The following is a 10,683-nucleotide window of genomic DNA, read 5'->3' on the forward strand; positions in this document are numbered from 1 at the left end:
TGGCATGGACGGTGTCGGCGGGCTAACCCAGCGTGCCATTCCCGTGGGCAAGACCAACCTGGACCAGTTTGCCACCGGCCTGGTGGGTGTGCGCTCGCCTTATGGCGCGTGCCGCAACAGCATTGATCCGGACTACATCTCGGGCGGCTCGTCGGCGGGTTCGGCGGTGTCTGTGGCACGCGGTCTGGCCAGCTTTTCGCTGGGCACCGACACCGCTGGTTCCGGTCGTGTGCCGGCCATGCTGAACAACTTGGTGGGGCTGAAGCCCACTTGTGGTCGGCTGCCCGCCACCGGCGTGGTGCCGGCCTGCCGCACGCTGGACGTGGTGTCGGTGTTTGCGCTCACTGCCGGTGACGCCGCCACCGTGCTGGCCACCGCGCAGGGCGCTGACCCGCTGGACGCCTATTCGCGCAACCTGCCGCCCTACGGCCACAACTTTGGCGCAGCCAGCGCTTTCCGCTTTGGTGTGCCGCGCGCGGTCGATCTGGAATTTCATGGCAACCCGGAGGGCCCGGCCCAGTTTGCCCAGGCGGTGGCGCACCTGGTCGCCCTGGGCGGCACGCCGGTCGCCGTGAACCTGACGCCGTTTCGCGCGGTGGCGACCCTGCTCTATGAAGGCCCTTGGGTGGCCGAGCGCTACCAGGCCATCCGGGACTTTATCGAGGCCCGGCCCGACGCGCTGCACCCGGTCACACGCGCCATCACCGAGAAAGGCATCCAGATTTCAGCCCCCGACACCTTTGCCGCGCTGTACCGGCTGAAAGAACTGCAACAGCAAACCCGCCCGGTGTGGGACAACATCGACTGCCTGGTCACGCCCACTGCCAGCACGGCTTACACCATTGCCGCGGTCGAGGCGGACCCGGTCCGGCTCAACTCCAACCTGGGCCATTACACCAACTTTGTCAACCTGCTCGATCTGGCCGCCGTGGCCGTTCCCACCGGTTTCATGAGCGCGGCCAGAGCCAACATGCCCTGGGGCGTGACGCTGGTGGCACCGGCCGGGCAGGACCTGCCTTTGCTGTCGCTGGCCGCGCGCCTGCACGCGCACACCGTGGCCACCGCGGGTGCCACTGAGCACGCGCCGCACTTGTTGCCCAGTGCCACGCCAGATGCAGCAGACTTTCCAACGGGCCTGGTGCGTGTGGCGGTGTGCGGCGCGCATTTGAGCGGTTTGCCGCTGAACTGGCAACTGACGCAGCGCGGCGCCCGGCTGGTGCAAGCCACCCATAGCGCGCCTTGCTACAAGCTGTTTGCCTTGCCCGGCGGGCCACCGTACCGGCCTGGCATGGTGCGGGTGGCAGAAGATGGCGCCGCCATTGAACTGGAGGTTTGGGAACTGCCGGCGCAGAATTTTGGGTCCTTTGTGGCGGGCATTCCGGCGCCGCTGGGCATTGGCTCGGTTGAACTCTCGGATGGCAGCCAGGTGCAGGGCTTTGTCTGCGAGGCTTATGCTATCTCGCAGTCAAAAGACATCAGCCATCTGGGCGGCTGGCGGGCCTATCTGCGCAGCATCACCCAATAGCTCACTGAGCACCATTTCATGGAAGACTTCTCCTCAGGAAAACGGCTCACCTGAAACCATAAATGAACAGGACGGGGTAAAAAGCGGCGCCCCCGTGTGCCGTCACCCCAAGTCAGGCGCCAGGTCCGCAATCCATACAACGCTCGATCACCGGAGGACCAATGTGCAGCTTGTGGTTGAGGTCGCGCAGGGCGGTGCGCAGCCCTTCCTCAATGACCGGATGGTAGAAAGGCATGTCCAGCATGCCGGAGACAGTCATGCGCTGTTGCGCCGCCCAGGCCAGCAGGTGGGCAATATGCTCGGCGGCGGGGCCGAACATTTCTGCCCCCAGGAACAAGCCGCTGCCGTGTTCGCCGTAGACTTTCAAAAGCCCGTGGTTGCGCAGCATGACCCGGCTTCGCCCCTGATCCTCAAAGGAAACGAGTCCCACGGCAAAGCGATCCTTGAACTGCGCATTGAGCTGTTTCAGGTTGTAGCCCACCGATGCGATTTGCGGATCGGTGAAAACCACCGCCAGGGGCACACGGCGCAAGCCGGGTTGAACATCCGGATAACGGCCGGCATTGTCGCCGGCGATGCGCCCCTGGTCGGCCGCTTCATGCAACAGCGGAGCGTCGTTGCTGACATCGCCGGCAACGAAGATCGTGCTGTTGCCGCATTGCAGCGTGGTGCGGTCAAACAGTGGCACGCCGCGTTCATTCAAATGCAAGCCGGTGTTTTCCAGGCCTAAACCCGCCACATCAGGCGCCCGACCGGTGGCGGCCAGCACATAGTCGAACGCCTCTGTTTTCCAGCCGCCATCACGGTGCTGGTAGTTGACTGTGACCCCGGTGGCCGTTTCATTGACCGACTTCACCTGCGCCGAGGCATCCAGATAAAACTCGCCGTTGAAGGTCTTGTTGGCATAGTCCCGGATGGCCGGGTCCTGGATGGCGGCAATACCGCCACCGACACCGAACACCTTGACCTGCACACCCAGGCGGCTCATGGCCTGCGCCAGTTCCATCCCCACGACGCCAGGACCGAACACCGCCAGACGGGCTGGCAAAGTGGGTAAATCGAAGATGTTTTCATTGGTCAGCAAGCGGGCGCTCAATCCCTTCAACACTGGCGGCAGGACGGGAATGCTGCCGGTGGCGATGACGATGCGCTTGGCATGAATCAACTGGCCGTCCTCGGTCACCAGGGTATGGGCATCCTGAAACCTGACGGTCGCCGTCAATCGGTCGGCCGGCGCAATGGCGTCAATCGTTTCGAGCACAAAACCGACAAAACGGTCGCGCTCGCGCTGCACGCGCGCCATCACCATTGCACCGTCCACCGTGACGCCTTGCACTTGCACCCCGAACGGCTCGGCATGCCGGGCCTGGTGCGCAGCCTCCGCTGCGGCAATCAGCAACTTGCTGGGCATGCAACCGACGCGGGCGCAGGTTGTGCCGTAGCTGCCGCCTTCGATCAGCAGCACGGAATTGGACTTGGCACGGGCGGCCCGGTAGGCGCCCATGCCGGCGGTGCCGGCGCCGATGATGGCGACTTCGATGTGAATGGGGTTCATGCTTTGATGTTAGGAGGTGACCCCTGACTTGTCCAGCCAGATCGATCTTTTCAAAACGATAAGCTTTGTCTTGCGCCGTCTTTCTGTGCCAGCGCGGGCGAATCGAAGGCCGGGGCCGACTGCGCGCCGGGCGGCTGCAGACAGGTTGCCGCACCATTCAAGCCTTGCGCATCCCTCAGGTGATGGGAAGCACAAGGGAGCGCTTGATTTCCTTCAGCGAAAAGCTGGTTGAAATTTCGCGAACCCCGGGCAATGCCCGGATGTGGGTTCGCACAAATTCTGCGAACGATTCCAGATCGACCCCGACCACCTCCAGTTGGTAGTCGTAGCGGCCCGACAGGTTGTGGCAGGACAGCACCTGCGGCAGGGCGACCACGGCACGCTCGAAGGACTCTGCCGCCTGCGGGGTGTGGTTCTCCATCTGCAGTTGCACAAAACCGGTCACACCGTAGCCCAACTTTTGCCGACTCAGCCGGGCATGGTAGCCCTCGATCAGGCCAGATTCTTCGAGCTGCTTGACGCGCCGCCAGCAGGGCGACGGCGACAGGGAGACCCGCTCGGCCAGCTCACCCACCGTGGCGCGCCCGTCATTTTGCAGCGCAGCCAGCAACTGGCGATCCACCGAATCGAGTCTGATCAAAGCAATTGGCATGAATGACCTTTAAATGTAAAAAATGGGGTTAAAAATGCCAATAATGATTGGTATTTGAATCGAAATAGGCATTTTATTCCCCATGAAGAGGTTGAAAATTCCTAAAAACAATGACTTTTTTAACGACAGCAGGTACCCATCATGTCGAAATTGCACGCCCCAAAGACCGGTTTCAGCACCCGCGCCATTCATTTTGGCTACCACCCGGCACAACACCAGGGCGCCCTGGTGCCGCCAATCTACACCTCGGCCACCTATGCTTTTCCGGATGCGGCCTATGGCGGGCGCTGTTTTGCCGGCACCGAGCCGGGTTATTTTTATACCCGCGTGGCCAACCCGACACTGGCCCTGCTTGAAGCGCGTCTGGCCAGCCTGGAGGAGGGCGTGGGCGCCGTCGTGTTTGGCTCGGGCATGGGGGCGATCACGGCCACGCTGTGGTCGCTGCTGGAGCAGGGCGACGAAGTGCTGGCCGACCTCACCCTGTACGGCTGCACCTTTTCTTTCCTGAACCATGGCCTGACGCGCTTTGGTGTCACCGTGCGCCATGTGGACATGACCGACCCCGACAACGTGGCCCGGGCGATGAGCGCCAAAACGCGGGTGGTGTATTTCGAATCACCGGCCAATCCCAACATGCGCCTGGTCGACATTGCGGCGGTGTCCGCCATTGCCCACGCCGGCGGCGCCAGGGTGGTGGTTGACAACACCTATTGCACGCCGTACCTGCAGCAACCGCTGCTGCTGGGGGCGGACGTGAGCGTGCATTCCATGACCAAATACCTGGGCGGCCATGGCGACCTGACCGCCGGTGCCGCCATTTTTGCCGATGCCGAGCTGGCCAAGCGGGTGCGCCTCTTTGGCCTGAAGGACATGACCGGTGCGGTGATGTCGGCGCAAGACGCCCACCTGGTGATGCGCGGGCTCAAGACGCTGGCCTTGCGCATGGACCGCCACTGCCAAAGCGCGCAAAAAGTGGCCGAGTTCATCCAGGCCCATGCCGCCACCGAGGTGGTGCACTTTCCCGGTCTGCCCACATTTCCCCAGCACGCGCTGGCCCAGCGCCAGATGCGCCAGTTTGGTGGCATGGTGGCGTTTGAGCTGAAGGGCGGAATGCGGGCGGGCATCCGCTTCATGGACGCGTTACAGCTTGTCACCCGCGCGGTCAGCCTGGGCGACGCGGAAACGCTGGCCCAGCATCCTGCCAGCATGACGCACGCCACTTACACGCCCGAGGAGCGCGTGGCGCACGGCATCAGTGAAGGGTTGGTGCGTTTGTCGGTGGGCCTGGAAGACAGTGTCGACCTGCTGGCCGATCTGCAGCAGGCGCTGGATCACGCCATGGATGCCTGAACTCCGGCCCAAGCCGCGCCATCCTCATCGCGCTTTTTCGCCAGGCATCTGCCAGTGAAATGATCAAGCTGCCATGCTGAATGAAGTTGGCCATCAACACGGCGGATGAAGGCGCCACCCGACGGCCTCAGTCCCTGGCGTTACCGGCCTTCTTCAACAGGATGTAAAGACTGTCCTTGATCAGGAGCTTTTCTTTCTTCAAATGCTCAATTTCCTCATGGGTTCCGGGCTCGATGTGGGCTTCCATGTGCCTGATTTTCTCGTCCAGCGCATTGTGCTTTTCAAACAGGCGCACAAAATTGATATCGGACATCTTCAATTGGGTGATCTGGTCGCGGTATTCAGGAAACATCGGTACTCCTTTGAAATGACCCTGGGCTGCACAAATATGGTGCAGGTGCGCAGTCTAACAAGTTGACGCCAACGACAAGGGGTAAATTTGCAGGGCTTTCTGATTAGGCTAAAGTGACCGCATGAATAACTTCAATCGCATCGCACGGGGCATGCTTGTGCTGCTCGGCCTGTCTTTTACCCTCAGCCTGGCGCAAACGGTGGCCTCCACTCCCGAGCAAGGGCAGCGCAGTTGGCGCGATGCCGCACGGCATTCCGCCGGCATCGCGCCCGACCCCGAACAACTGGTCGATGTGGCAATCGTCCAGATTTACGCCGCCCCGACCTACGGCTGGCGCGGCACCTTTGCGGTGCACCCCTGGATCATCTTCAAGCGCGCTGGCGAGACTGCCTACACCCGCTACGACGTGGTCGGTTGGCGCGCGCCGCAAGTGGTGCAGCGCAACTACGCGCTGCCGGACGGGCTTTGGTATGGCAAACCACCGAGCCTGCTGGTCGACCACCGGGGCGAGGCAGCAGCGGTCATGGTGCCCGCGATCGAGGCGGCCATTGCCAGCTATCCCCACGCCAATGAATACCGCAGTTACCCCGGGCCCAACAGCAATACCTTTCTGGCCCACATCGGCCGCGAGGTGCCTGCACTGAAGCTGGACTTGCCCGCCAACGCGATCGGCAAGGACTATCGGCCCCTGAGCCGTGCGCTTGGCGTTTCTTCGTCAGGAGCCGGTGTCCAGGCTTCGCTGCTGGGCCTGCTAGGGCTGAGCGTGGGCGTGCAGGAAGGGGTGGAGTTCAACCTGCTCGGCTTGAGCTTTGGCCTGGACCTCAACAGCCCGGGCCTGCGTTTGCCTTTTGTCGGCCGGCTCGGCCTGGATGACAGCAGCGTGTCGGGCACCAGGGACGCCAGCCCGCGCCCCGCGCACCAGCCAAGCTCCTGAATTTCTGCCGTTGATCCGGGCGCCTGCGCGCTGCTGGCTGTGTTTGGCGTGCTGTCAGCCGGCCAGGGTGGGCATCAGTGCACGATCAAAACGGGAAGCCTGGAGTTGTGGACGACCTTGTAGGTCACGGAGCCCAGCAACAAAGATTCGGTAACGGTCAGCCCGCGCGAGCCGAGGGCGATGCCGCGGCTGCCCAGTGCCTTGGCCTGGGCCACGATCTCTGGCGCCCCTTCTCCCATGATGACATGCAGGCGCCAGCGCACCGACGCCGCGTCGAGCAACTGGCGTGCCTGCGCCGTGGCCGCCCAGCCGCGCCGTGGCAGTTCGGTCTCGGCAGCCTCCTTGTTCAGCCAATGCTGAATATGCACCAGATCAACTTCGGCACCGTGCTCCAGCGTCACCCAGTCTGCCACTGTCGCCACCGCGCGCAACGAGCACGCCGAGCCGTCGACCGCCACCAGCCAGCGCGCGCTGCCGGTGCCGTCGTTGACACCGGAGGCGTGCCAGCTCACGGCAACGAGCCGTCCCAGGTCATCGCGCCGCTCGAAGGCTGGCGCCGGAAAGGTGTCTTGCAGTGCAGCGTCGGTCATAAGGTACTCCTGGATTATTTCTGGCTTGAGAGCTTCAGGCTGAGGGTCACGGATATCAGGATGATCGAGGCCACGATCAACAGCGACCACTGCACCGGCACGTGAAACCACGGAACTGCCAGCATCTTGCCGCCGATAAAGACCAGCACCAGCGCCAGGCCGTACTTGAGCAGGTGAAAGCGCTCAGCCATGTCGGCCAGCAGAAAGTACAGTGCCCTCAGACCCATGATGGCGAAGATGTTGGAGGTAAACACGATGAAGGGATCGGTGGTCACCGCGAAGATGGCCGGGATGCTGTCAACAGCAAAAACCAGGTCGCTGACCTCGATCATCGTCAGCACCAGGAACATCGGCGTTGCGTAGCGAAGGCCGTTGATGCGGACGAAGAAGGCATCGCCCTGAAATCCCGGGGTAATGCGCATGTGGCCACGCAGCCAGCGCAGCAGGCCGTTTTGCTCAAGGTCGGGCTTTTGCTCGGCGAAAACCAGCATCTTGACCCCGGTGAGCACGAGAAACGCGCCGAACACGTAGAGCACCCAGGCAAACTCCGTCACAAGCCAGACGCCTGCCAGGATCATCCCGGCGCGCATGACAATCGCGCCCAGCACGCCATACAACAGCACGCGGCGTTGCAACTCCGGCGGAACGGCGAAGTAGGTGAAGATCATCACAAAGACAAACATGTTGTCCACCGACAAGGTTTGTTCGATGAGGTAACCGGTGAAGAACTCCATCGCCTTGCGATTGGCGATTTCGCGGCCGCTCGTGCCGTCCAGATACCACCACAACAAGGCGCCGAACGTGATGGCCAGGAGCATCCACGCCACCACCCAGCTCGATGCCTCCTTGACGGATACCCGGTGAGCCTTGTTGCCCCCGAGGACGAACAGGTCCAGGGCCAGCATGGCCAGCACAAAGGCAATGAAGCCGGCCCACATCGGGACGGTGGCGAAGGATTCGATGTGGTTCATGGGCAGCCCCTGGGTGTGGCGTGTGTGGTCAGTCTTCGTGACACATCGCGGGTAAGCGTCAATGTGTTCGCAATCATGGGGTTGTTCATGTGAGGAGGATCGGGTCGTCGGGGGCCTACATTATCACCAGCCCCATCACCAGCCGCACCAGCCCGCTGAGCCCCAGGGCCACGCCCACCGACAACATCACCGAAAACCAGGCCTGCGCCCGCCCCAGCGTCCTGTGCATGATGGCAAAGGTCGAAACGCAGGGCACGTAGAAGGTGATGAACACCAGCAGGGTCACGATCTGCGCTGTTCCCAGCATGGTGTTGATCTCCTGGGTGCCCAGCGCCTGAAAGATCATCAGCAGGGAGAGCTCTTTGCGCAGCACGCCAAACAGCAGCGGAAGCCCCAGCACCAGGGGCAAGCCCAGCCACCAACTGGTCAGCGGTGTCAGCAAGGTGTTGATGACGCCGTCAAAGCCAAAGTGGCCCAGCAGCGCCAGCACCACGCTGCCGCCCACCAGCAGCGGTGTGACGATGGTTAAAACATCGCTGGAGCGGACCCAGGTCTCGTGCAGCATGGCACGCCAGTTGGGCAGTGAATAGGGCGGGATCTCCTGCACCTGGCCCGGCCCCACCTCTTGCTGCCGGCGCGCCAGCAACATGCCCATGACAGCGATCAGCAGCAGCGTCAGCGCGTAGATGCCAATCACACCCATCACGCCGAGGTACTTGCCCGCCACCGCCAAAATGATGGCCGAGCGTGCCGAGCAGGGCACAAAGGTGATCAGCACCGAGGCGATCAGGCGTTCGCGGCCTGACGAGGTGCGTGCCACGGCTGAAATCGCCGGCACGTTGCAGCCCAGGCCCAATAAAAACGGCACGGCCACGCCGCCATGCAACCCGATCTTGTGAAAGCCCCGGTCAACCACAAAGGCAATGCGGTGCATCAGGCCCATCTCTTCCAGCGCAATGAGCAGCAGCAACAGCGGCAGCATGTAGGGCACCACAATGCCGATGAGCCCAATCAACCCGTCCACGATGGCCCGTGCCACAACCCCGGCTGTGGACTGCGGCTGCCAGTGGCTGGTGGCTTCGATCAGGCGCTGCGTGGTTTGCGCGTCGATCCAGCCGCTGACCTCGAACACCACAAACAGCACGCCGGCAAAAACCACCAGGCTGGCCAGCAGACCCCATTGCCGGTGCAGCATGAACGCATCCAGCCAGAAGCGCCAGCCACGCCCCGGCGCCAGCGGGCCCGGGCGCAGCGCCGCTTCAAAAATGGTGGCGGCGCGGTGGTGCCGGTCGGCATGGATCTCTTCAGCCAGCGGGCGCGGCAAGCTTAGCCCGGCTGTGGTGCGCAGCGCGTTGAGGGACGGCATCAGCAGGGCAAAGTGCTCCTGCAACTCGCGCTCGATATAGCCATGCCCCGAGCCGAACAGCATCAAAAGCAACTGGTGGGGCATACGAAAGGCGGCGTCAATGCCCGGCTGCTTCAGCGCGTTATTGAGCGGCTCCAGGCTGCTGGCAATGTGCGGGCTGGGCGCCTGCGGCAGCGGGCAAACGCCCTGGCGCGCCGTGGCCACCGCTGTCTTGAACAACTCGGAAATGCCTTGCCCCATCAGGGCCGAGATTGGCACCACAGGCATGCCCAACTGGCTTGACAGCGTGCGCAGGTTGATGTGCAGGCCCTTGCGGTGCAACGCATCCATGTGGTTGAGCGCCAGCACCACCGGTCGACCAAGCTGGCTCAGCTCCAGCGAGAGTTCAAGGTGGCTCTGCAAATTGGTGGCGTCGACCACCTGCACGATCAGGTCGGGTGGCTCAAACGGCGCCGGCGCAGCGCCGGGTTCATGCGCCGTCACCGGCGGGCGATCGTTGCCCCAGAGCAGGTACTTGAGTGTGCTCAGGTCGTCGTCCTGCAGGTGGTGCAGTGAGCCCAGGCTGGGCAGGTCGACCACGCTGGCTTCGTCCAGCCCGACTTGCACCGTGCAGGCGCGGTAAATTCGGTGCGTGTCGGTGAGCTCACCGGTCTGTGGCGCGGTGCTTGACACCGCGTTGAACAAGGTGGTTTTGCCGGCGCCCGGCAAGCCGACCAGCGCGATGCGCAGGCGGCGCGCCCCGCGCAGCAGCGGGGTGTGCAGCGTGATGCTGTGTTCGGACACGCCGCCCCGGGAAGTTTTGATTTGGTCGTGCTTTGCTGCCATGTGTCCGGGTATTGTCTCCCAAGGGTCACGGCGCATGCGGTCGAATCAGGCAGATTGGAAGTGTTTAAATCACACCTTGCTGCTGACTGATTCGCCCACGCAAACCCGGAGACCGCCGCATGAACGCACCCACCACCGCCTCCCTGATGTCCGGTGACGACTACCGCGAGTCGCTGCGCCGCTACAAGCCGCGCGTGTTTTTGGATGGCCAACTGGTGGACAGCGTGACCGACGAGCGCGGTTTTGGCCCAGGCATCAACGCCATCGCGCTGACCTACGACTATGCGCTCAAACCCCAATATGCGCCCGTCATGACGGCGCTGCAGCAAAGCAGTGGCAAGCGGGTGAACCGGCTGACCCACATCAACACCAGCAGCGGCGACCTGCTCAACAAGCTCGAGGCCGTGCGCCTGGTGTGCCAGGAAACCGGTTGCGCCCAGCGCTACCTGACACACGACGCGCTCAACGCCCTGGGCCAGGTCGCGGCGCGCATCGACGACGCCCGCGGCACCTCCGAGAACACGGCGCGTTTTCTCAACTACCTGCACCGTGTGCAAGACCAG

Annotated in this window: 10 protein-coding genes; 4 read left to right on the forward strand and 6 right to left on the reverse strand. The window is 63.0% G+C overall.

All coding sequences use genetic code 11. From position 1 onward, the window contains the following. Positions 1-1,525: allophanate hydrolase (gene atzF / locus GPS82_RS11435; protein ID WP_296494733.1), on the forward strand; the 1,525-nt coding region annotated here is incomplete at its 5' end. A 112-nt stretch (positions 1,526-1,637) separates the two neighbouring features. On the opposite strand, the gene GPS82_RS11440 is transcribed toward atzF, so the two are convergent. Together GPS82_RS11440 and GPS82_RS11445 are read right to left on the reverse strand one after the other, a co-directional pair. Next, positions 1,638-3,080 carry a dihydrolipoyl dehydrogenase gene (locus tag GPS82_RS11440; RefSeq protein ID WP_296494735.1) on the reverse strand — a complete coding sequence of 481 codons (1,443 nt, stop codon included), beginning with the start codon at positions 3,078-3,080 and terminating at the stop codon, positions 1,638-1,640. Positions 3,081-3,255: 175 nt separating this feature from the next. Continuing rightward, positions 3,256-3,732: an Lrp/AsnC family transcriptional regulator gene (locus GPS82_RS11445; RefSeq protein WP_296494738.1), complete on the reverse strand. Its 477-nt coding sequence runs from the start codon at positions 3,730-3,732 to the stop codon at positions 3,256-3,258. A gap of 141 nt (positions 3,733-3,873) precedes the next feature. Between GPS82_RS11445 and GPS82_RS11450 the strand changes: the two genes are divergently transcribed. Continuing rightward, positions 3,874-5,082 (forward strand): methionine gamma-lyase, encoded by a 1,209-nt coding sequence (locus GPS82_RS11450; RefSeq protein ID WP_296494740.1) that lies wholly within the window; start codon positions 3,874-3,876, stop codon positions 5,080-5,082. A gap of 127 nt (positions 5,083-5,209) precedes the next feature. On the opposite strand, the gene GPS82_RS11455 is transcribed toward GPS82_RS11450, so the two are convergent. After that, positions 5,210-5,434 carry a YdcH family protein gene (locus GPS82_RS11455; RefSeq protein ID WP_296494742.1) on the reverse strand — a complete coding sequence of 75 codons (225 nt, stop codon included), beginning with the start codon at positions 5,432-5,434 and terminating at the stop codon, positions 5,210-5,212. Between the two features lie 121 nt (positions 5,435-5,555). Here GPS82_RS11455 and GPS82_RS11460 point away from each other — a divergent pair, with 121 nt between their 5' ends. Then, on the forward strand, positions 5,556-6,368 hold the full coding sequence (locus GPS82_RS11460) for a DUF3750 domain-containing protein (RefSeq protein ID WP_296494744.1): 813 nt from the start codon (positions 5,556-5,558) through the stop codon (positions 6,366-6,368). A 74-nt stretch (positions 6,369-6,442) separates the two neighbouring features. On the opposite strand, the gene GPS82_RS11465 is transcribed toward GPS82_RS11460, so the two are convergent. The 3 genes from GPS82_RS11465 to GPS82_RS11475 all read right to left on the reverse strand — a co-directional run bounded on the left by GPS82_RS11465 (position 6,443) and on the right by GPS82_RS11475 (position 10,120). Further along, positions 6,443-6,958, reverse strand: coding sequence for a universal stress protein (locus tag GPS82_RS11465; RefSeq protein ID WP_296494746.1), 516 nt, complete (start codon positions 6,956-6,958; stop codon positions 6,443-6,445). Between the two features lie 14 nt (positions 6,959-6,972). Then, the gene (locus GPS82_RS11470; RefSeq protein WP_296494749.1) at positions 6,973-7,929 is read right to left on the reverse strand and encodes a TerC family protein; all 957 of its coding nucleotides are present in this window, start codon (positions 7,927-7,929) and stop codon (positions 6,973-6,975) included. Positions 7,930-8,044: 115 nt separating this feature from the next. Continuing rightward, entirely contained in the window at positions 8,045-10,120 is a 2,076-nt protein-coding gene (locus tag GPS82_RS11475; RefSeq protein WP_296494751.1) for a ferrous iron transporter B, read from the reverse strand. A 119-nt stretch (positions 10,121-10,239) separates the two neighbouring features. Here GPS82_RS11475 and GPS82_RS11480 point away from each other — a divergent pair. Further along, positions 10,240-10,683: 4-hydroxyphenylacetate 3-hydroxylase N-terminal domain-containing protein (locus GPS82_RS11480; protein ID WP_296494752.1), on the forward strand; the 444-nt coding region annotated here is incomplete at its 3' end.

It is taken from the genome of Rhodoferax sp., from assembly GCF_011391645.1.
Taxonomy (GTDB): domain Bacteria; phylum Pseudomonadota; class Gammaproteobacteria; order Burkholderiales; family Burkholderiaceae_C; genus Rhodoferax.

What these genes read in the sequence shown, in the direction of transcription:
- GPS82_RS11440 (WP_296494735.1), bottom strand. Translation starts at nt 3,080, where the DNA reads ATGAACCCCATTCACATCGAAGTCGCCATCATCGGCGCCGGCACCGCC.
- GPS82_RS11445 (WP_296494738.1), bottom strand. Translation starts at nt 3,732, where the DNA reads ATGCCAATTGCTTTGATCAGACTCGATTCGGTGGATCGCCAGTTGCTG.
- GPS82_RS11450 (WP_296494740.1), top strand. Translation starts at nt 3,874, where the DNA reads ATGTCGAAATTGCACGCCCCAAAGACCGGTTTCAGCACCCGCGCCATT.
- GPS82_RS11455 (WP_296494742.1), bottom strand. Translation starts at nt 5,434, where the DNA reads ATGTTTCCTGAATACCGCGACCAGATCACCCAATTGAAGATGTCCGAT.
- GPS82_RS11460 (WP_296494744.1), top strand. Translation starts at nt 5,556, where the DNA reads ATGAATAACTTCAATCGCATCGCACGGGGCATGCTTGTGCTGCTCGGC.
- GPS82_RS11465 (WP_296494746.1), bottom strand. Translation starts at nt 6,958, where the DNA reads ATGACCGACGCTGCACTGCAAGACACCTTTCCGGCGCCAGCCTTCGAG.
- GPS82_RS11470 (WP_296494749.1), bottom strand. Translation starts at nt 7,929, where the DNA reads ATGAACCACATCGAATCCTTCGCCACCGTCCCGATGTGGGCCGGCTTC.
- GPS82_RS11475 (WP_296494751.1), bottom strand. Translation starts at nt 10,120, where the DNA reads ATGGCAGCAAAGCACGACCAAATCAAAACTTCCCGGGGCGGCGTGTCC.